24 protein-coding genes are annotated in these 20,544 nt (G+C 65.3%); 5 read left to right on the top strand and 19 right to left on the bottom strand.

All coding sequences use genetic code 11. The features are described from left to right. Window positions 1-216: 216 nt before the first annotated feature. A complete protein-coding gene (locus QME71_08230; GenBank protein MDI6858283.1) occupies window positions 217-1,104 on the bottom strand; it encodes a phage major capsid protein in 888 nt (295 codons plus the stop codon). A 53-nt stretch (window positions 1,105-1,157) separates the two neighbouring features. After that, window positions 1,158-1,673: a hypothetical protein gene (locus tag QME71_08225; GenBank protein MDI6858282.1), complete on the bottom strand. Its 516-nt coding sequence runs from the start codon at window positions 1,671-1,673 to the stop codon at window positions 1,158-1,160. Window positions 1,674-1,805: 132 nt separating this feature from the next. Here QME71_08225 and QME71_08220 point away from each other — a divergent pair, with 132 nt between their 5' ends. After that, window positions 1,806-3,149: a glycosyltransferase family 39 protein gene (locus QME71_08220; GenBank protein ID MDI6858281.1), complete on the top strand. Its 1,344-nt coding sequence runs from the start codon at window positions 1,806-1,808 to the stop codon at window positions 3,147-3,149. A 223-nt stretch (window positions 3,150-3,372) separates the two neighbouring features. Next, the gene (locus QME71_08215) at window positions 3,373-4,143 is read left to right on the top strand and encodes an HNH endonuclease (protein ID MDI6858280.1); all 771 of its coding nucleotides are present in this window, start codon (window positions 3,373-3,375) and stop codon (window positions 4,141-4,143) included. 24 nt (window positions 4,144-4,167) lie between these two features. On the opposite strand, the gene QME71_08210 is transcribed toward QME71_08215, so the two are convergent. From QME71_08210 to QME71_08165, 10 genes are all read right to left on the bottom strand, one after another. Continuing rightward, complete coding sequence (locus tag QME71_08210) at window positions 4,168-5,484, bottom strand: phage portal protein (protein MDI6858279.1); 1,317 nt, start codon at window positions 5,482-5,484, stop codon at window positions 4,168-4,170. Next, the gene (locus QME71_08205; GenBank protein ID MDI6858278.1) at window positions 5,481-5,858 is read right to left on the bottom strand and encodes a helix-turn-helix domain-containing protein; all 378 of its coding nucleotides are present in this window, start codon (window positions 5,856-5,858) and stop codon (window positions 5,481-5,483) included. Before QME71_08205 ends, QME71_08210 begins: the two co-directional genes overlap by 4 nt. 19 nt (window positions 5,859-5,877) lie before the next feature. Next, entirely contained in the window at window positions 5,878-7,317 is a 1,440-nt protein-coding gene (locus QME71_08200) for a hypothetical protein (protein MDI6858277.1), read from the bottom strand. After that, entirely contained in the window at window positions 7,314-7,535 is a 222-nt protein-coding gene (locus QME71_08195; GenBank protein ID MDI6858276.1) for a hypothetical protein, read from the bottom strand. Before QME71_08195 ends, QME71_08200 begins: the two co-directional genes overlap by 4 nt. Then, on the bottom strand, window positions 7,510-7,878 hold the full coding sequence (locus QME71_08190) for a hypothetical protein (protein ID MDI6858275.1): 369 nt from the start codon (window positions 7,876-7,878) through the stop codon (window positions 7,510-7,512). The genes QME71_08195 and QME71_08190 overlap by 26 nt, the downstream gene beginning before the upstream one ends. After that, a complete protein-coding gene (locus QME71_08185; protein ID MDI6858274.1) occupies window positions 7,865-8,023 on the bottom strand; it encodes a hypothetical protein in 159 nt (52 codons plus the stop codon). The genes QME71_08190 and QME71_08185 overlap by 14 nt, the downstream gene beginning before the upstream one ends. Before the next feature lie 11 nt (window positions 8,024-8,034). Next, a complete protein-coding gene (locus tag QME71_08180) occupies window positions 8,035-8,349 on the bottom strand; it encodes a hypothetical protein (GenBank protein ID MDI6858273.1) in 315 nt (104 codons plus the stop codon). A 161-nt stretch (window positions 8,350-8,510) separates the two neighbouring features. After that, window positions 8,511-9,089: a bis(5'-nucleosyl)-tetraphosphatase (symmetrical) YqeK gene (gene yqeK, locus QME71_08175; GenBank protein MDI6858272.1), complete on the bottom strand. Its 579-nt coding sequence runs from the start codon at window positions 9,087-9,089 to the stop codon at window positions 8,511-8,513. Window positions 9,090-9,091: 2 nt separating this feature from the next. Next, window positions 9,092-9,436 carry a histidine triad nucleotide-binding protein gene (locus tag QME71_08170; protein ID MDI6858271.1) on the bottom strand — a complete coding sequence of 115 codons (345 nt, stop codon included), beginning with the start codon at window positions 9,434-9,436 and terminating at the stop codon, window positions 9,092-9,094. A 74-nt stretch (window positions 9,437-9,510) separates the two neighbouring features. Then, window positions 9,511-10,371, bottom strand: a complete 861-nt coding sequence (locus tag QME71_08165; GenBank protein ID MDI6858270.1) for a zinc metalloprotease HtpX — start codon at window positions 10,369-10,371, stop codon at window positions 9,511-9,513. A 305-nt stretch (window positions 10,372-10,676) separates the two neighbouring features. On the opposite strand from QME71_08165, the gene QME71_08160 reads away from it, so the two are divergent. Further along, on the top strand, window positions 10,677-11,549 hold the full coding sequence (locus QME71_08160; GenBank protein ID MDI6858269.1) for a hypothetical protein: 873 nt from the start codon (window positions 10,677-10,679) through the stop codon (window positions 11,547-11,549). A gap of 82 nt (window positions 11,550-11,631) precedes the next feature. On the opposite strand, the gene QME71_08155 is transcribed toward QME71_08160, so the two are convergent. The 7 genes from QME71_08155 to QME71_08125 form a co-directional block, all read right to left on the bottom strand. Continuing rightward, window positions 11,632-12,768: an acyl-CoA dehydrogenase gene (locus QME71_08155; GenBank protein MDI6858268.1), complete on the bottom strand. Its 1,137-nt coding sequence runs from the start codon at window positions 12,766-12,768 to the stop codon at window positions 11,632-11,634. A gap of 46 nt (window positions 12,769-12,814) precedes the next feature. After that, complete coding sequence (locus QME71_08150) at window positions 12,815-13,990, bottom strand: acyl-CoA dehydrogenase family protein (GenBank protein MDI6858267.1); 1,176 nt, start codon at window positions 13,988-13,990, stop codon at window positions 12,815-12,817. A 14-nt stretch (window positions 13,991-14,004) separates the two neighbouring features. Then, complete coding sequence (locus QME71_08145; protein ID MDI6858266.1) at window positions 14,005-14,835, bottom strand: enoyl-CoA hydratase-related protein; 831 nt, start codon at window positions 14,833-14,835, stop codon at window positions 14,005-14,007. Between the two features lie 19 nt (window positions 14,836-14,854). Beyond that, on the bottom strand, window positions 14,855-16,021 hold the full coding sequence (locus QME71_08140) for an acyl-CoA dehydrogenase family protein (protein MDI6858265.1): 1,167 nt from the start codon (window positions 16,019-16,021) through the stop codon (window positions 14,855-14,857). Window positions 16,022-16,108: 87 nt separating this feature from the next. Further along, entirely contained in the window at window positions 16,109-16,834 is a 726-nt protein-coding gene (locus QME71_08135) for a TetR/AcrR family transcriptional regulator (GenBank protein MDI6858264.1), read from the bottom strand. Window positions 16,835-16,940: 106 nt separating this feature from the next. Beyond that, window positions 16,941-17,624, bottom strand: a complete 684-nt coding sequence (locus QME71_08130) for a flavin reductase family protein (GenBank protein MDI6858263.1) — start codon at window positions 17,622-17,624, stop codon at window positions 16,941-16,943. A gap of 400 nt (window positions 17,625-18,024) precedes the next feature. After that, complete coding sequence (locus QME71_08125) at window positions 18,025-18,507, bottom strand: macro domain-containing protein (GenBank protein ID MDI6858262.1); 483 nt, start codon at window positions 18,505-18,507, stop codon at window positions 18,025-18,027. 86 nt (window positions 18,508-18,593) lie between these two features. Here QME71_08125 and QME71_08120 point away from each other — a divergent pair, with 86 nt between their 5' ends. Further along, the gene (locus QME71_08120) at window positions 18,594-19,229 is read left to right on the top strand and encodes a hypothetical protein (GenBank protein ID MDI6858261.1); all 636 of its coding nucleotides are present in this window, start codon (window positions 18,594-18,596) and stop codon (window positions 19,227-19,229) included. Window positions 19,230-19,518: 289 nt separating this feature from the next. Continuing rightward, window positions 19,519-20,421 (top strand): DUF72 domain-containing protein, encoded by a 903-nt coding sequence (locus QME71_08115; GenBank protein ID MDI6858260.1) that lies wholly within the window; start codon window positions 19,519-19,521, stop codon window positions 20,419-20,421. Window positions 20,422-20,544: the final 123 nt, after the last annotated feature.

The raw sequence follows: 20,544 nt of genomic DNA, 5'->3' as shown, positions 1-20,544 counted from the left end.
CCCCGAGATGGTCGTCAGTCCCGCCTTCGACGTAAACAAGGACGGAGTGATGAGCCCGCTCGACGCCGTGCTTGTGGCGCTGAACTCCAGCCTCGTCGAGCCGCCGGGGGAGTGTAATTGCCGGTGATCCCGGCAGTAGGCCAAGCCGCCGGCCGTTCCGGAAGAAACGAAGAACCCCCAAACAGGGGGTTCTTGCTTGTCCGGTCGAGGTTGCCGCTACGGGCGGACGCCGATGAGCTTGGCCAGCTTGAGCGTATTGAACAACGCCAGCGATACGTACCACTTCACCCGCGTGCGGGTCGCGTCCTTCGTCTCCAGGCTGCCTACGCGCTCCACCTGCAGCCCTCCCGGCGACGTCAGCCCCGCCAACGCCCCCTCGCCGAGCTGCACGGCGTACACCGTCGAGCAGTCGTTGCTCGTTCCCACCGTTTTCGCGTCCGATATCCAGTCGCAGATGCCGATGGGGATGCCGTCGTAGAACTGCACCATCTGCCCGAACTCATTGCGGTCCGTCTCCAGGAAGCCGCCGGAGGCGCGGGCCAGGTTGTTCAGCGTGCGGCGCGTCCGCTTGCTCATCAGCAGCACGTCCGGCTTGCCGCCCTTGATGAGATCGACCAGCTCGTCGAGCTTTGCCAGGGTGAGGGTGGCGCCGTTCGCGCCCATGCTCGCCGTCTGGCCGCTCTCGCACAGCTTGTCGATGCCGTCGAACGCCTTCGCGTCGACGGACATGTCGCCGTTAATGAACGTATCCTCGAACTTCTGCTGCACGGCCTTCGCCTTGAGCTGGACGACCGCCGCCTCGAGGTCCTGGAGGTTGCTCCGCGTTGCAACGAGGAAGTTGTCGATGTCGGCGTCGCCGCCCACGATCTTGAGCGTCGCCGTCACCTGCGAGAACGTGGGCGTGCTCTCGCTCCAGGTATCGCCCACATCATAGAAGGCGGCGCTGGCGGCGGCGTTCTCGCGGTTGTAGGTGAGGCCGTTCCCCACGATCTCGATAAACGGCAGGAGTTGCAGTATCGGGCTGTCCTTAATGATCGTCTCGATGACGCCGGTCAGGAGCACGTCGTTGGACAGCTTCGATGCTTCGGCAAGTGTGAGTGCCAAGGTTGGACCTCCTCCTAGAATCTACGGGCGGACGACTTGTTGTGAGGGCGATACTACTTTCGGCTGAGCCCAAGTCGGATCTTCTCGATGGCGCTGAGGGCGGAGAAATCAGGCGCTGTGCGCGCTGGCGATCCCGCAGGCACGCGGCCCGCCTGCGCGTGCGACTCCAGCCGCTCGCGTATATGGAGCACCGTCTGCCGCGCCTTCTCCAGCGACGCCTCGATCTCCTCAATCGACTCCCCCTGCACCATTTCCTCGGGGAGTTCGGGGGCCGCCGCCAGGAGCACCTGTCGGTACTTCGAGGCGGCGGCCTGGAGGCGGGCGTGAAGTTCGCCGTTCTCGTTGCGCGCCGCGGAAAGCTCCTCGTCCAGGCCGCTGATTTGCTCACGGCACGATGCCAGCTCCTCCTGCGCCCCCGCGAGCTCGCGGCGCATCTTTTCCGTGATCTCCTGAAAGTGCAGCGCCCGCGCCTCGCTGTCGGCGGCCGCCGCCTGCAGACGTTCGATCTCCGCCTGCGCTTCAGTCAGTCTCTCCTCGATCTCCGGGCGTTCCGGTTCCGTGTCCTGCATCTCGCACCCCCACAACGTAAGTGGACGACGAGAGGATAGAACACATGTGCTGCGCCGTCAACTGGCTTCTGTCACCTATCGAACCCCGACCGGCTTTTGCGCTATCATTCGGGTTGCCCGCCGGAGGGCAAGATGGCAAAGGCAACCGAGACCGCACACACCCGGGAAGCGGCGGCAGCCCCCTTACGCGCCGCCCTCGCCGCCGTTCGCCCTCACCTGAAGTGCGCCGCCGTCATCTTCGCGGTCGCCCTGGCGGCACGCATCTTCTGGGTCGTCTACGTGCCCGCGGACCCCACTGATCTCCAAACGATGGACGACACCATCTTCTACCACGGCTCCGCGACCTCACTCGCCGAAGGGAAGGGCTACCTGAACCCATGGGTCGGCTATCACACAGCGCAGTGGCCCCCGGGCTACAGCTTTCTGCTCGCCGCCGTCTACTGGTTGCCCGGCCCGGACGTGCCCGCCGCGTGGTCGACCAACATACTGCTGGGAACGCTGACGTGCGTCGCTCTCTACTGGCTGGGGGTCCTCGTCGCCGGGCAGAGGGCGGGAGCGTTGGCGGGGTTCATCTTCGCCGTCTTCCCTGGCCACGTCTTCTTCTCGACACTGGTCATGTCGGAGAGCCTGTTCGTACTGATCGTCGTCATCGCCATGGCGCTGCTGGCGCTGTCGCTGAGGGGTGAAGAGCCCGGCGTGCCACTCCTCCTACTGATTGGGGCCGCGCTCGCCGCCGCCGCCCTTGTGCGCGGGCAAGGCCTCTTTATGCTGGTCGTCGCCTTCCTGCTGTGGGGTATCGCCGGCGGCGACTGGGCGAAGGCCCTGCGGCGGACTGCCGTTGTAACCGTGACGGCGCTCGCGCTCATCATGCCCTGGACGATACGCAACTACGTGGCGATGGACGCCTTTGTCTTCATCAGCACCAACGATGGCGGCAACCTGTTCATGGGCCACAACGAGAATTCCAATGGCCGCTTCAACGCCAGCGACACGTGGATCGGAAGTTGGGCCGAGCACCTGTCGTGGGAGGAGCGGGAGGTGGAGACGAGCAACGTAGCGCTGCGCGAAGGGCTGAAGTTCATGTTCACCCACCCCTGGCGCGAAGCGCAGCTTTCTGCCACGAAGATACGGGCGCTGTACGAGGACGATGAGGACGCGCTGCGCTGGATCCACCATCCCGACATCAGCCGCCCCGTTCCTTTTCTCAAAGTCATCTCCGACGTGGCGAACGCGTACTATTTTGCCGCGATCGCCGCTGCCGGGCTTGGTCTCCTTTGTTGGTCACGCCGGCCCCAAGGTCTCCTCCTGCTCCCGCTCCTCATCGTCGCCGTGTTCACAGCGGGGCAGCTCCTGTTCTTTGCCACGTCCCGCTTCCACCTGCCGATGCTGCCGTCGTTCGCATTGCTCGCCGCCACAGGGCTGGTGTGGGCGGTGCCGGAAGCGAGAAGCCGGCTACGTTCTCGTCGATGTCGGTGAGCGCCAGGGCCGTCAACGGGAACGAACGCGAGGCGTCGTTTGCGGACGATGACGGCGGCTACCTCCGCCTCGCCGCATCTGAGTACTACCGCCTCAGCCCCTTGTGCTAGACTAAGGCGGTCGGGCATTCCGGTTGACAGTGCCCCGCATTAGGATTTATGTTCTCTCAAGACGCGCGAAGCGCGCAGGCGTTGAGGGCTAGCGGCTGAGAAGGCGGATTGGGGTGCAACGGACGCCGCCCATTGAAGTGCGCCGTCAATTGAGACGTGAGGTGGGTTTCGGTTGCCCGATCCCCGGCTGCGGCAACCCCTATCTGCGTTGGCACCACTTCGACCCCCCTTGGCGAGATGAAAAGCATCACCGACCTGCGGGCATGATAGCATTGTGTGCGGAGCACCACGCCAAGGCCGATGCGGGCGCTTACTCTCGAGAACAGCTTCACGAATTCAAGAGGGCCGCACGGAAAGGAAACAAACAGATCGAAGGCCGGTTCGACTGGCTGCGGCGAGACCTTTTGATGGTGGTGGGAGGGAACTTCTTCCACAATACCCCCGTTGCGATAGAGGCCAAGGGGAAGCCAATTATCTGGTTCACACGCGATGATGCAGCACACCTGCTGGTGAACGTTCGAATGATCACAGTGTCCGGACAACCTCGATGTCGTATTGAGGAAAGCTACTGGATATCTCCTAGCCTCCCTGAGGACCTGGAATGCCCTCCCTCCGGCAAGATCCTGCGGGTTAGCTACGCTAATGGAGACTACCTGGCAATCGAATTCTTCGAGATGCAATCGGCGGAAGACTTGGTGCTCCGCTATCCGATGGCTTCCCCACGTGGGTGGCCGCTTTCCTTTCCCATTACGGCCGTAGAAATCGCGGAAACCGTTGGGGGAACAGAATACAGGTTCGACTCCTCAAGTCTCTGTCTCCCGCGCGGAAACGTGGTCAGGGCATGTTTCTTCGAGGGCTGCCGGGCAGGAATTTCTATCTCCTAGCTCCCAAAACCGTTCGGGACGGTCCTAGATCATCATATGTTCCTCCTGGCAGCGGCGGAGCTCTTCGTCCGGGTCTTCGACCCCCAGCTCCGCGGCAGCCCGTCGCCGCGAGTGTATCCCCGACGCTACCAGCCGCACTTCGTCCTCCACCAGACGGCTGCGGTCCTGCGGCAGCACCGGCCCCCACACCATCCGCGTCCGGTAGGGCGCGTAGTTCACCCCCGTGAACTGCTCCAGGATGCGCAATATCATCTCGTTGCGCCGGCGATAGGCGGCCGAGCGGATCAGACGCTTTCGCTGCACCTTCTTCAGCAGCGGGTCCATCTCCACGCTCAGCGCCACCCCCGATAATCCCTGCCGGTTCTCGCCGAACGCCGTCCGCGGCGACTCCCCCAGGTCGTGCAGCGTGCGGTATATGAGGTCGACGTAGTCGACGTGCAGCTTGACGCCGCCGCCCTGCAACAGGTCGAGCAGGTACGCCCGCGCCCGCTCCGGCAGCTCCCACACCGCGCCGGGCTGGACGGCGATGTCCTGCGACTCGCCCACGTTCTCGAGCACGGCGATGGGGTTGCCCGAAAGCTCGAGGATCATCGAGAGCTGCGACAGCGCCCGGTTGAGCTCGCGCGACGACTCCTTGATCGCGGCCACGTCGGACACGCCCCAGAACCGTTTCGGCTCGCGCAGGTTGGGGTAGATGACGAACGGAATGAAGCCGTACGGGTTCGCCTTCCGCTCGATGGGCGCGTTGTCGACCCACAGCTCGAACTCCGCGTCCGTCCACACCTCGACGACCTCCGACCCCTTCGCCCGCATGCGCGCCTTCGACGGCGCGACGTTGTACAGCATCTCGACCTCTTCCGGCGAGAGCGTGTAGCGGCTCGCGACTCGCCACACGCGCGAGACATCGTCGCCCAGCCACCAGACGTAGATGCCCTGCACGTCGGGCGCCGACACGCGGACGCGCCTCTCCGCCGTGTCCCACGTCACCTTGAACGCGCCGTCGCCGAGGACCGCGGCGTCGATCTCCGTATCGAAGTCGAGCTGCGCGAGCTGGTTCGCCTCGTACACCTCGGCGAGCGCCCTCTCGGCGAGGCGGGCGCGCTCCTGCTCCCCCTCCGAGCCGTCCACGGGGTCGACGGCGAAGGTCGTGCCGCTCATCAGGTAGGAGGTCGTCTTCTCGATAAGCGCCTTGGCGTAGTTGAAGACGAGGCGCCGCTCACGACGGCTCCGCCGCGAGTCCGCCCACTGCTCGCCCTCGTAGAACGCGAGGTTCTCGGCGTAGGCGCGCAGGCGGGGCGCGTCCATCCGCGCTATCTGTTGGGGGATCGTGAGGTTGGTCATCGGGAAGCTCCTATCGATTCAGAAGAGTTGCCGACAGCCGGCGAAGGGGCCGCCCTCGGCCGGGGTGACGTCTCCCTGTTCGCACGCTTGAGGACGCGGAAGACCGTCCGCCGCGACACGCCGAAGCGACGCGCCAGGGCGTTAACAGGCAGCCGCTCGCGGTAACGCAGCCGCACGATCTCGCTATCGCGGCCGCGGTTGCGGATGTGACGCACGCCGCCCGGGTGATCGTAGCGACAGTACGGCAGCGGGCAGTTCAGGCATGAGGGCGAAAGCTCGCAGCCCTCATCGCGGTACTGAATGTTCTCCGGCAGCGCGTCCTCCCGTATCAGCCGGAGACCCTTCGGTTCACCTTCGTTCGGTTCGTTTCTCATAACATCCGGCAGCCTCATCCTAGTCACTCTCCCGCAATCTCCCGCGGGCGGCGCGAGGCGCGCTCGCCGCCCCCGCTTCTACCGTAAGCGCTAAACTCATCAGGTAATCGTCGTGCCCTTCCTGCGGGTCGACGAAGAAGTTCATCGTCTGGTTCGCGCGGTAAGCGACCCGCGCCCGTTCCGCCTGGCGCCAGAACTCGCGGTACTCGTCCGAGCCGTCGGCAGCGTACACCTTCAGCCGTCCGCCGTTGACCGCGGCGAGCAGGTTGTAGCCGAGACGCGACTTGCTCTCGGCGGTAAAGCGGAACGGCCGCGCGACCCGGCTGCCGAGCGCGGAGACGAGCACGCGCGCCGCCGCTTCGCCGAGCCCTGTCGCGTCGACGGCGACGGCGCGCACGCGCCACACGTCCTTCAGCAAGTCGATGAGGCGGGCGTAGAGGAGGTCGTGTGGTTCGTCGGTCCAAGCGAGATGCTCGACGACTTCGAGGCGCGGCTCCTGCACGAGGGCGCCCGCCGGCGCAGCGACTGCCCGGGCGATGGTGAGGACGCTCGCATCACGAGTGGAAGGACTCGGGGGCGGGCCCACCTCCAGGGCCTGCCTGGCGGCTGACAGGCTCTCGCCCGCGAGGTCGAGCCCGGCAACGTACGTCTCTCCCGGCCGCGGCTGCGCCTGACGGACGTGGTCGCCCTGGAGCTGGGCGCACTGCTGTCGGCTGAACAGACGTCCACCGCCGCCAATCGTCGTCAGGCAGTACTGCGTCAGGAACAGCGGGTGCTTCTCGCCCAGCCGCTCGCGCTCCGACTCCACGTAGCGGGCGTACGCCGGGTTGTACCTCGCGACCGTCTCCCAGTCAAAGCGGAAGTGGCGTTTCACCCCGTCGCGGCGCTCCAACTCCAGGTTCGCCTGCTTCGCGCGTTCGAGCAGCGTCCGCTCGTCCCACGCCGTGCCGTAGAGCACCGTCGTCGCCCCCGTTGTCGACGCCATGGGGCGGAACTCCTTGTCGAACTTTTCGATGTCGACGTCCTGCGCCTCGTCGACCTCCAGCAGAGTGTGCGCCGTATGGCCGACGACGTTCGCCTGCGGGTCCGCCGAGAGAAAGAGCTGTCGCGCCCGTCCCAGGCGTATCGCGCGGCCCTCCTCGCGGGCGCACAGCGCGCCCAGGCCCGCCTCCTGGAGGCGCGACCACAGCCGTCGCATGCTGATGCCGCACTGGGGGTTGAACGTGGGCGCGCACTTCACCGCGTCGACGGGACGGAACATGTTCATCATCAGCAGGAACGCCTCGATCTGCGCCGAAAGCTCGTTCTTGCCCCCCTGCCGCGCGATCTCGACCGTGATCGTCAGCCCGCGGCCGTTCATCACGCTATCGAGAATGGCGCGCCCGGCCTCGACCTGGTAGGCCCGCAACCGGCGGCGTATCCCCGCCCGCGTCCCATCGACGCCGCTCTCCGCTTTCACTGCAACATCCTCAGCACTAGCTGCGTGATCACCACGCCGACGATGAGAAAGATGAGGCCGTTTACCCGGCCCTTGAGCTCGTTCAACTGCTGCTCCAGGTTGCGCAGACGCTCCTCCACCACAGCCTGGAACGCGGCGGCGGCGCTACGGCTGCGGCCCGTCCGCGTCGCGCGACGCCGTGGCCTCGCCGCTTCAGTTGCCGTTTCCTCCGTCGTCACCGAAAGCCTCCGGGTAAAGCGGCCCGCCGATCTCCTCGAGCGTCCGCCGCAAGCTCTCCGAGAGCGCCGTCTTGTCGTCCTTGTTGAGCTGGTAGCGCGCCGAGAGCGTTTTGACCAGCAGCTCGATCCCCCTCAGCATCAGCGTCAGGTTCTGCGGGTGCTGCTCCAGCGCCGACCGCAGCCGCAGCCGGATGAGCGCTATCTCCTCGTCCAGCCCCTCGACCTGCTTAGCCGCCGGCAACCCCTCGCGTTCGGCCTCTGTGAGCGCGCCGTCGTAGAAGCCCTTTACAGGCGCCGGACAACGACGTCGCCGCCGTCTGCCGCGGACTTCACCTCCGCCCACGACGCAGTGTCCCCTCCAGCACCTCCAGCAGCCCTTCGAGCGCGTCCGGTGGTAGCTTCGCGGCGGCCTCCGCCACGCCCAGCAGCAGATAGAGCGCGACCAGCCCCCAATCGTTGCGTCCGACGGCAAGAGCGAGCGCCGACATCTCTTCTCCTCCTAGCGCCGGCCCCGCTGCCTGACGATAAGCGCGGCGATGAAGGCGACCCCCGCCAGCAGCAGCGTCCGCGCCGGCAGCCACAGCGATGGCGATATCACGAGCGCGTCGGAGCCGGAGCGGTGGGCCGCGTACAGCCCGAGAAACGACAGGCTTTCCACCAGCACCGCCGCGTTGATCACCGCGAGCGCCGCCGCTCCCGCGCGCCGCCGCGCCGCCGTACCGCCGTCGAGACAGTAGCCGGCGAAGTACGCGGCGTTGAAGCCGGCGCAAACAAGGGTAAAGATTCCCTGGGTCAGCAGAATGGTGTCTACCACGAGCGCTGGTCCTGAGGAAGTGGACTACCTGTGGGGACAAGAATAGAATAGGTGTTCTATTTCGTCAATCAGGGAATGACACTATTCTCGCCTACCGCCGGCAGGGTCGGGCCTCTGTGCCCAGCCAGCCACGATCGGCGGTGAGGCGCTGAGGGAAAGCGCTATGATTGCTTCGCGCGCAGCAGCTCGTTGCGCGCCGCAATCGTATCGGGGTGCAGCAGCCAGCCGCGCCTGACCGCTTCCCCAATCGACAGGTCGAGCCCCTTGAGCACAGCGGGATCGAGGTCGTTCTCTGCCAGATCCCGCACCTCCGACCACGCCGGGAAGTACTTGAGACCGACCGGCTCCGTCTTGTCGGCCACGTACATGATCTTCGCCAGCGACGACATCCCCGGGCGACCCGTCGTGTGCGCCTCCACCGCCGCCAGCACCTCGGGGTCGTCGACGCCGAAGCGCTCGCGCATCAGCCGCGCCGCGATCGGCCCGTGCAGCAGCACCGGCTCCGCCTCCTCGACGTCGCTCGCGTTTAGCCCCAGCTCCCGCGCCATACGCAGCAGCTCGTCGCGGGGGACCGCCCGCACGAGGTCGTGCCCCAGCGCCGCCAGCCGCGCCTTCGCGCCGTCGACCCCGTGCAGCGACGCCAGCCGCTCCGCCTCGTCGACCACGCGCTCGACGTGCTGTCGCAGGCCGTCAGGGAGGGCCGCCACTTCCTTGCGCAGCGCCTCTTCGATGCCTGACACCGTTATCCCTCCGCGCCCAACACGCGGCCGCCCAGCAGGTGCATGTGCAGGTGGCGGATCACCTGGCCGCCCTCCCGCCCGACGTTGATCGCGACCCGATACCCGCGCTCGCCGACGCCCTCCCGCGCCGCGACCTCGTTCGCCGCCTTCATCATGGCGTAGAGCGTAGAGGCGTGGCGCTCGTCGATGTCGCCGAGGGTGGGGATGTGCTCCTTCGGGACGACGAGCACGTGGACGGGCGCGCGGGGGTTGATGTCGCGGACGGCGAAGACGAGGTCATCGTCGTACAGCTTTTCGACCTCCATCTCGCCCGATGCCATACGGCAGAATAGGCATCCCTCAGCCATGGCTCCCTCCTTCCGGCCTTGCAGCAGAAGGGCCGATGCGCTGGCATCGGCCCCGTCACTACCTCTGATGGATTTTACGACAGACCCGCCATCGCCCGCAGGCGGCGCACCCGCTCCTCAACCGATGGGTGCGTGCTGAATAGCCCGACCAGGCCCTCGCTCTTCAAGGGATTGACGATGTACAGGTGCGCCGTCGCCTCCGTCGCCCCATTGTCGGGCAGCGGGTGCATCTGCACCCCCTGGTGCAGCTTGAGCAGCGCGTTCGCCAGCGCCTCCGGGTCGTGGATCATCCGCGCGCCCGTGGCGTCCGCCTCGAACTCGCGCGCCCGCGATATCGCCAGCCGGATGACCGTCGCGGCAAGCGGCGCCAGTATCACCGCCGCCAGCAGCCCGATTATCGCCAGCGGGTTGTCGCGTCCGCCGCGGCGTCCGCCGCCGAACAGCAGCGTCCACTGCAGCATCCACGCGATCATCGTGATCGCGCCCGCCACCGTGGCCACGACCGTCTGAATGAGGGTGTCGCGGTTGCGGATGTGGCCCAGCTCGTGCGCTATCACCGCCTTCAGCTCCTGGTAGTCGAGGATGCGCGCGATACCCGTCGTCACGGCGACGGCGGCGTTCTTGGGGTTGCGGCCGGTGGCGAAGGCGTTCGGCGTGTCGCTCTGGACGATGTACACCTTCGGCTTGGGCAGCCCCGTCAGGCCGACCACGTCCTCGACCAGCGCGTGCAATCGCGGCTCCTCGTCGGCCGTCACCTCGCGCGCGCCGGACATGCGCAGGACGAGCTTATCGGAGAACCAGAATGCGGCGAAGTTCATGATCCCCGCGAGCACGAGAAAGGCGATCATGCCGCCGAACCCGCCGATAATCCAGCCGATGGCGACGAGCAGGCCGGTCAGCAGGCTGAAGAGGAATAGCGTCTTAACGTTGTTCATTACATTTCCCTCCGCGCCCGCGACTATACGGACGCGAACCCGAATCTGCTCTCACCATTATACTATATCGGGCTCACAGGGGAGGAACCGCTGCCTGGTGCGTGGGGCGGCGTGGGGCGTGGTCACCGCAACATTAGCGTTCTCCTTCCCACCCTCCCGCCCTAGAAAGCTCGTATTGACTCAGGGGGACACCCCCTCTGGACTCCCCGGACGGCGCAGGTCCTCAAGAAATATCGTTAACCAAAGTCGCCCCTTCGCGTTATCACAATCGGAGCGAGGCAACGGAGCAAAAAAGGGGGCGCATAGTGTACAGAGACGGAGGAATCTTAACGATTTGCCTTTGTGGTGCTCTGGTCGCACTTGCGATCAACATCACCGGCGCGCAAACCCCCACGCCCACGATGGAAGTCGCAGCGACCCCTTCCCCTGAGCAAGTGGCTACTTTCACCGGCGCTATCTATCTGGATGCCCACAACGCCGAAGCTCCTGTGGCTGCCAAGGTGGGAGATATCGTGTGCGGCGAAGGAGTCACGGTGAACATCCCCGGCGGCCCCGGCGGCCCTGGGCCCGTCGGCTTCGGCTACAGGGTGGCCGTGCTCTCGCAAGAAGCGAGGCCGGGCTGCGGTTTTGATGGGGCTGTCATTACTTTCTTTGTCGGGGGAAGGCAGGCTTCACAAATTGGCATCTGGCGAGCGGGAGTCACTCAGATCATGGCTCTGACCGCTCCCCCGTTCGCGTTTGTTGGCGGCAGCTTATCCAGTGAAATCGCCCTTCCGGGGCAGACTCTGGTGCCTTTCATAGGCAATCAGCCCTGCGGCTACGCTTCCGGCAGTCTGCCCCCCACGTACAGCGCTTTCGTCTACGCGGCGCAGCAGCAAGCGGGCTGTGGCGTGGAGGGGGCGGAGATCACGTTCAAGCTGCTGGATGCCCAGGGCAACGTTATCGCCGTCGCCCGCGAGAAGGGCACATGGCACGCCTGGGACGGAAGCTCGCCGCCGCAGCAGTTGAACCTGACGATGGTACCTGTCGGCACACCCGAGGTGACGGTGGTCAGCGTCGGTGACGCCCCGGCCCAGAGCGGCAAGGGTCAGCTTCGGAGTGTGTGGATGGCGCTGGCTGCGCTCGGCCTGGCGGGCGTCGCAACGGGGGCTGAGCTGCGGAGGCGCGTCAGGATCTAGCGCCCACGCATTTTTCACGTCATAAAAAGAGGGCCGCCACGAGGGCAGCCCCCTTCCCTTTCGATTCGCTATTGTTGTGCCGCTAGACCTCCAGCGACTGCGCCACCAGCTCCCGGTGGTAGTCCGAGTCGCCCCACATCAGCTCCGCCATCTTCTGGCGCCGGAAGTAAAGCTGTATCTTGTAGTCCTTAGTGAACCCGATGCCGCCGTGGATCTGCTGCCCGTGCGCCACCACCCGGCGCGTCGCTTCGCCACACCACGCCTTCGCCATGTGCACCGCCTGCTCCGCATCCGGCTCGTCCTCCGCCACCGACCACGCCGCCTTGTACATCAGAAAGCGCGAGCCGTCGACGTCCGTCACCATGTCCGCGCACTTGTGCTGGATCGCCTGGAAGCTGCCGATGGGCCGGCCGAACTGCACGCGCTCCTTGGCGTAGTTCACCGTGATCTCGAAGTCCATCTGCGCCAGGCCCACCAGGTACGCGCACTCGAGGATCGTCGCCTTGCGCAGCGTCTTCTGCAACACCGGCCAGCCCTTGCCGGCCTCACCGATGACGTTCGAGGCCGGCACCTCGACGTTCTCGAACTTGACCTCGCACTGCTTGTCGCTGCCGATCGTCTTGAGCAGCTCCGTGCTGATCCCCGGGCTCTTGGCGTCGACGATAAGGACGGTGATGCCGTCCTCAGGGTTCGCGCCTTTGCCCGTGCGCACCGCCACCGTCATGTAGTCGGCGACGTGGGCGTCGCGGATGAACAGCTTCGTCCCGTTCAGCACGAACTTGTCGCCCTGCGCCTTCGCCTCCATCTGAATGCCCTCGGCGTCGAAGCGACCTTCCGGCTCGGATGCGGCCAGCGTCCAGATGCTCTCGCCGGAAGCGATCTTCGGCAGGTACTCTTTCTTCTGCGCGTCCGTACCGAAGTCGAGCAGGGGAACAGCGCCACCCACCTGCGTCGACAGGAAAGGCCCCGGCACGAGCGCGCGGCCGAACTCCTCCGTCAGAATGACCAGGTCGAGGAACGTCATGCCGCTGCCGCCCAGCTCCGGCGGCACGATCAGCCCGTGCCAGCCCTGGTCGGCCATCCCCTTCCAGAGCTGGGGCGAATAGCCCTTCTCGTCCTCTTCCATCTCGCGGACAAGGCTCTCCGGGCACTCCTTCTCCAGGAAGTCGCGGGCGAAGTTCTTCAGTAGCTCTTGCTCTTCGCTGAGTCCCAGGTCCATTTATTCGACTCCTTTTCTATCTGGTCTCGATGCCCTTCGGCCCCGGCTAGTCGCGCGACAGCCCCAAGCCGCGCTGGGCAATGATGTTCCGCTGTATCTCCGACGTGCCCGCCTCGATGGTGTATCCCATCGAACGCAGGTACTGGTGGGTCCAGCGCCCGTCGAGCGCCGTCTGTGGGCTCTTCGGCATGAGCTGGCCGTACATGCCCAGCACCTTGAGCTGTGTGCGCGCTATCCGCTGGTGCAGCTCCGCCGAGAACACTTTCAGCAGCGAGGCCTCATAGTTGGGGATGAGGCCCCGGCTCTGCATGCTCGCTATACGGTACGAGAGCATACGGCCCACGTCCGCCTCGATCAAGCGGTCCGCCATCTCAAAGCGGAGCATCGGGTTGCGCTTGAGCGCGCTCTGCGGCTCGTCCTCGTGGGCCTTCGCCCACTCGATCATCTCCTCCACTTCCTGCTTCATGCCGATGGCTGAGCCCACGCTCGACCGCTCGAAGTCGAGGGTTGTCATCGCCACGTACCAGCCGCGGTTCTCCTCGCCGATAACGTTCTCCTTGGGCACGCGCACGTTGTCGAAGAACACCTCGTTGAACTCGTGCGTGTCCGCCATGTTAGTCAGGCCGCGCACCTCAATGCCCGGCGATTTCATATCGATGACGAAGTAGGTGATCCCCTTGTGCTTGGGGGCATCGGGATCGGTGCGGGCGAGGCAGATCATCCACTTGGCGATGTGGGCGATGGTGCTCCATATCTTCTGTCCGTTAAGCACGTAATCATCGCCGTCCTTCACCGCCCTTGTTCGCAGCGATGCCAGGTCGGAGCCCGCTTCCGGCTCGGAGTAGCCCTGGCACCAGATGTCGGTGCCCGCCAGCATGCCCGGCAGCCACTTCTTCTTCTGCTCCTCCGTGCCGTGAACGATGATCGTGGGGCCGGCCATGCCCAGCCCGATGATCAGGTGAGCGGGACGGGGCGCCCGGTGGATCGCCATCTCCTCGTTGAAGATGAACTGCTGGATCACGCTCATGCCCGCCCCTCCGTACTCCTTGGGCCAGGCGGGCGCGTTCCAGCCCCGTTCGCCCAGCTTCTTGAACCAGTCACCGCTCTTCATGATCATCTCTTCGATCCTGGTCCCGCGGGCGAACTTCGGCGCCTCTTTTTCGATGAACTCTCTCACCTCCTTGCGAAACGCCGCTTCCTCTGGTGAATCTCGTAGGTCCACTGTTTTCCTCCTCGCTATTCTTTCCGCTGGCCCCTCACTTCCGGCCGCTGGAAGTCGGGCTCCCGTTTTTCGACAAAGGCGCGAATGCCCTCGCGGTGCTCCGCCGTCGCCATGCACTCCGCGAAGTACTGCACCTCCAGCATCGCCGCCTTGGACTGGTCGGAGTCGAGGTTGCGGTACAGCAGCTCCTTCGCCTTCTTCAGCGCGAAGGCGGGGCCGGCGGCAATCGTCTTCGCCATCTCCATCGCTTCCGGCATCAGCCTGTCGGCCGGCACGACCTTGTTGACGAGGCCTATCGCCAGCGCCTCGTCCGCCTCGATCCAGCGCGGTATGTATACCAGCTCGCACGCCTTCGCCAGCCCGACGATGCGCGGCAGCAGGTACGACGACCCGAACTCGGGCACAAGGCCCACCCGCAGGAACATCGTGTTCAAGCGCGCGTTCTCAGCAGCGATGCGGAAGTCGCAGTTCAGGGGAAACGTCAGTCCCACGCCGACTCCGTAGCCGTTTATGGCGGCGATGCTCGGCTTGCCGTATCGGAGCTCGTCCTGCAGATTGACAAAGCTCCCTGCCGCCGACCGTTCAGACTGTTCCCTGACATCACCAGCGTCCTGGGCGTCGGCGCGGCGCTTGAACTCCTCGATCACGTCCGCCCCGGCGCAGAACGCGCGTCCGGCGCCGGTGACGACGATCGCCCCGATATCGTCGTTCTCGTTCGAGCGGCGTAGCGCGTCGCCTATCTCGGCAGCCATGGTGGAAGTCCAGGCGTTCAGCTTCTCCGGTCTGTTCAGAGTAATGATCGCTACCCTGTCCCGGGTCTCATAAATGATGCAACTGTAGCTCAAAGCGTCTCCTCTCCGCCGCCTACTCCCGCGGCAGTCCCAGACCACGCTGCGCCATGATGTTCCGCTGTATCTCGTTGCTGCCGGCGTAGATCGTCTCGCCCACCGTCCACAGGTACAGGTACTTGATCCTGCCTTTCAGCGGCGCCCACTTCGACTTCTCGTCGAGGCCGCCGTAAAGTCCCAGCAGGTGCACGCCTACGTTCGCCAGCCGCTGGTGGAGCTCGGTGCCGAAGGTCTTCGCCATGGAAGCCTGGTAGTTGGGGATGAGCCCCTTCTGCTGCATCCAGGCCACGTTGTAGTTGATGAGCCGCGCTACCTCAATCTCGATTGCCATCTCCGCCAGCTTGTTCCGCAGCGCGACGTCCCTTATCAGGGGCACGCCGTCCCGCTTCGTCTCGGTCGCGTACCGCACGAGCTCTTCCAGCGTCCGCGCCGACTCGGCGGCGAAGCTTATCGAGGAACGCTCGAAGTCCAGGGTAGTCATGGCGACGTACCAGCCGCGGTTCTCCTCGCCGATCATCTGCTCTTTGGGTACCCGCACGTCGTCGAAGTACGTGTCCGTGAAGCCCGCGCGGCCCGCCATGTTGATGATGGGCGCGATGGTGATCCCCGGCGATTTCATGTCGACGACGAAGTAGGAGATGCCGCGGTGCTTGGGGGCATTGGGATCGGTGCGGGCGAGCACGTGGACCCAGTCGCCGCGGGTGCCGGCGGAGGTCCAGGTCTTCTGCCCGTTCAGGATGTAGTCATCGCCGTCCTTCACCGCCTTCAACTGAAGGCTGGCGAGGTCGGAGCCGGCGTTGGGCTCGCTGAACCCCTGCGCCCACAGCACCTCGCACCTGGCGATGGGCGGCAAAAAGCGCTTCTTTTGCTCCTCCGTGCCGTGCACCATGATGCAGGGCCCGATCATATGCACGCCCTGCCCGTCAAGGATCCGCGCCCCAACGTACGCCATTTCCTCGCGCAGGATGATCTGCATCATGTGAGAGGCGCCCTGGCCGCCGTATTCCTTCGGCCAGTGCATCGTCCGCCAGCCACGCTCGGCCATCTTCTTCTCGAACTTGCGCGCCTCCTCGTACATCCCCGGCTCTTCGAGGTCGACGCTGCCCAGGGTCCATTCCTTCCTCAGGAACTCGCGCACCTCGCGCCGGAACGCCTCCTCCTCCTCCGTGAACTTGAACTCCATAAGCCAACCCCTTTCTTCACGTCAACGCTTTCTGGTGAAAGGTCCTCCTTCTCCTTCTGGTCGGCCCTCCTTTCTACGTCCGCGGCCTCAGCGCCCTTCTTCCGCACCCAGCGCCATCTGCGCGAGCCGTGTCGTGGCCTCGGCGACGGGGCCCTGCGGCAGGTGATCGTAAGGGATGGCCCCCGCCACCGGCTGAAGCCTGTCGGCGGGCTCCTTCCGTCGCAACGAATCGAGGAACAGCGTCGTCCACTCCTCGACCTTCTGCCGCGTTATCTGACTGTCGAACCCGAGCAAGTGCACCACGTCCAGCGTCAGCCCCTTGCCGATCAGCTGCCAGGCGACGACGTTGCTGTCGATCTCCGGCCGGATGAGTCCGCGCCGCTTGCCGTCGTCCAGCACCTCGCGCAGGAACTGCACGAACGACGCGAAGTTGCGCTGCAACGCCGCCTGTATCTGCGGGTCACCCGCCTCCAGCAGCGCCTGGAACTGCAGCTTCATCACCGCCGACCGGCTCTTCAGGTGGTCGTAGTAGCTGAGAGAGATGTTCCAGAGTGTCTCGACAGGGTCGTCGACCTCGGCAGCGATGCGCTGCCAGATGTCGATCAGCTTGGGCGCGCTCGCCCTGAGGGTAGAGATGAAGAGCTGCTTCTTGCTGGGGAAGTAGCGGTAGAGGGCCGGCTCGGAGACGCCCGCCGCCTTCGCCAGGTCGGCCGTGCTCACCTTCCAGTAGTTGGAGGCGGCGAACACCGACCTCGCGCTATCGATGATGCTCCGTCTGCGCTCTTCCCTAGGGAGCCGGCGTGCTCTTGTCACGTCAGGTTAGTTAGTGAACGCTCACTATCACTAAAGGCACCTAACGTTACAATTAGCCGCGTTAGTCGTCAAGGGGGTCGAGAAAAAGAATACAGGGGCTTGGGCCTCACTCCCCGGCTTCAGGGCCCTCCCTGGCGCGTTTCTGCTCCATCTCCCGCCGTTTTTCTTCCTCTTCCTTCGCCAGGGCTTGCTCTTCCTCAAACGCTTCCTCCAGCGGCTTCTCCGTGTCCTCAGGCTTGGGCACCCGCGCCTCTATTCTCTCTCCCAGCAGCGCGTACCGGTTCACGCCCAGGTAGTGGAGCGGCTTCTCGTCGTCGTCCTCCAGCAGCCACGTCTCGTCGAACGCTTCCGCATTTGCCGACGCCGCCATCACCTGTCCCACAAAAAGCACGTGGTCGCCCGTGCGCAGGGTGTCCGCCAGCCCGCACTCGATGTAGGCGATGCAACCCTCGATTAGCGGAGCGTCGACCCGCGACGCCTTGAACGTAGGCAGCTTCGTCAGCTCGAACTTGTCGACCTCGCTACCGCTGACGATCCCCAGGTACTGGACGTGGTGCATGAGGCGGCGCCCCGGGATGTTGAGGGCGAACTGCTCGCTGTAGCGGACCATATCGTAGGTGTGGCGGGTGGGGCTAATCGCCACGCCGATAAGCGGCGGCTCGAAGCTGAGCGGCGTCACGTAGGCGGCGGGCATCACGTTGCTTTTCCCGTGCCAGCTTGTCGTCACCAGCGTCACCGGCCCCCCGCCGAGGAGGCGGCGCGCCTCGCCCTCCGGAATCGGTCGTCTCATGGCTCCCTCCTGAGCGTTTCATTATGTGTAACAACAACAGTATATACGGCCGAAGGCGTGATCGCGCTCGATGGTCCCAAGGCGGCGAGAATACTATGCCGCGTCCTTCAGGGCGCGGTACAGAAAACCACCACGCAGGCGTGCTGCAGACGGAGCGCCGCTCACAGCGGGGGAAAACCATGCCGCGTCCTTCAGGGCGCGGTACGGAGGACCGCGTCCGCTTCCGCTTCCTGTCCGTTGACAGGCAGCCCGGCCGGTCGGGCAGAGACGCCGGCCCTACCGAGATCGGGCAACCTGGGCATGATCCGCTTCTCCGCTTCCTGTCCGTTGACAGGCAGCCCAGCTGGTCGGGCAGAGACGCCCGACCCTACTGAGATCGGGCGGCCTGGGCGTCATCCGCTTATCCGCTCTCCAGTTCCACGACCGCCTCCCTATCATCCCGCGAGAAGGCGCACAGCGTAACCTCGATGTCCGGGAACTCCCCTATCGCCCGCGCCATCGACAGCGCGACCTCCCGCGCCGGCACGCCGACGATCCCCGCGCCCAGCAGCGGGAAAGCGGCGCTCTTCAGCCCCAGCTCGCGACAGAGCGCCAGCGCCGCCCTCGTTCCCTCATAGATGTCGTCGAGGCTAGCGCGGCGCCCGCTCGTGTAATCGATCGTCGGCACGTGGATGACGCGCTTCGCCTTCAGGCTGCCCGCCGTCGTCGCCGCCGCCTTGCCGATGTCGCACCAGCCGACGCGGTCGCTCTCCTCCTGGATCACGCGTCCGCCGGCCCGCACGATGGCCGCCGCCACGCCGCCGCCGTGCCGGAGCTGCGTATTCGCTGCATTGACGATGGCGTCCGCTTCCACATCCGTCACCGGCCCATGGTAGATGCGCATTCTCGCCCCTTCCTCCTTAAGCTGGCACAGCCGCTGATGAAATGATAGTATCTCTGGCGAACAACGCAATCGCTGAGAGGTCCCCCATGAAACGCGCAGCCGGAATCGCCGCCGCCCTTGCCCTGATGCTGATCGCGCCCCTTCTCGTTTTCGGCGCCTGCGGAGACGACAGCGACGGCGGTCAGACGGTCGAGCGCACCACCTGCCGTCCCGCAACACCCATCACCCCTCAGCCTTCCGGCGATCTCCCCGAGGGCTTCAAAGAATACCAGTCGCCGGAGAGGGCTTACCGGGCCAAGTACCCCGAAGCCTGGGAGGTCGAGCCCAACGGCGTCTCAGTGCAGAACATCGCTGGCGACATCTTCTACGCCCCGGAGGCGCAGGGCGACGTCAAGCCCAACATCTCAGTCTCCTGTGAGACGGTCCCGATCGGCACCACAACGCAGCAGTTCTTCGACGCCAAGAGCGAGGTGATCGAGCGTATCGTCGGCGTCCGTCCCGGGCTGGAGAGGACGCTGACCCTCGACGGCAAGGAGGGGTTCGTGGTCGAGTACCCGGTGGTCAAGGAGCGGACGCCCGAGCCGGTGCAAATCGACAAGATCGAGGTCTTCTTCGCCGATGATCTGGGCGGCTGGACCATCGCTCTGGTGGTCCCCCAGGGGACGCTGGAACAGTATCGCCCCCTCTTCGACGACTTCCTGACCAGCTTCGACCGCTACTAGCGGAGACCTCCCGCCCCACCCCTGGAGGGGTGCCCCATTAAGCATTCATCATCGAATTCGCCGGTTCCCGGCGGGGTCGAGTGCCCGGCCGGCAAAGCATCGAGGGGCGGCGCGAGCGCATTCGCCGGCAACCAAGCACAGACTTCGTAGGAGGTTCAACTTGACGCCCGCGCCGCCGTCCCTGTTTCCCCTGAGTGGAATAACGGGCGCTTCCTGCCCTTCCGCAATCCGTGAAAACCCTGCAACTTCACGTTCACCCCCTTTCGCGGCGTTGTATAGTAAAGACGAGATGACCGCGAAGATACTCGCCGGCACCTGCTCGTGGGCGGACAAGAGCCTCATCGATTGCGGCTGTTTCTACCCGCCGGATGCGAAGACGCCCGAAGACCGCCTTCGCTTCTACGCCTCCCGCTTCCCCATCGTCGAGATCGACAGCACCTATTACGGGCTCCCGTCGGAGCGCAACGCCGCCCTATGGGTCGAGCGCACGCCCAACGACTTCACGTTCGATGTCAAGGCCTTCCGGGTCTTCACGCAGCATCCCACTCCTCCGCAGGCGCTGCCCAAGGACGTACGGGAAGCGCTACCGCCGGCGGGCGAGAAACGCAACCTCTACGACCGCGACCTGCCGGACGAGCTGCGCGACGAGCTCTGGCGCCGCTACGCCGACGCCCTCCTGCCGCTCGACAGCGCAGGCAAGCTGGGGGTCGTCGTCTTCCAGTTCCCGCCCTGGTTCCTGCCCGGACGCGAGAGCAAGGAGTACATCGTGCGGGCGCGCGAGCGGCTGCCCCAGTACCGCGTCGCCGTCGAGTTCCGCAACGGACGCTGGTTCGCCGACGCCAACCGCGAGCGCACGCTCGATTTCCTTCGCCAGAACGACATCCCCCTCGTCGCCGTCGACTCACCGCAGGGCTTCCCGTCGAGCGTGCCCCCGGTCGATGAGGTAACGTCCGACATCGCGCTCGTGCGCTTCCACGGCCGCAACGCCGAGATGTGGGGGAAGGCGGGCGCGACCGTCGGCGAACGGTTCGACTACCTGTACTCGGAGGACGAGCTTCGCGAGTGGGTGCCGCGCATCCGGCGGATGGCGGAGCAGGTTCGCGAAGTGCACCTGCTGATGAACAACTGCGTCCGCGACAAGGCGGTAGTGAACGCCGCCCAGCTCGACCTCATGCTGAACCCGTCGTCATAGGGCGGGCATCCTGCCCGCCGGGGGCCCCATCTTGCCCGCCAGCCCGGCGCCTTCCATTGGGGAAGACGATTCTGAGGGATGAACCCCTCAGCTTCTCACGCCGCCACGTCCTTCGTGACAAAA

The organism is Dehalococcoidia bacterium (assembly GCA_030018455.1).
Classification (GTDB): Bacteria; Chloroflexota; Dehalococcoidia; order DSTF01; family JALHUB01; genus JASEFU01.
This window is presented reverse-complemented; position numbering and strand designations above follow the sequence as displayed.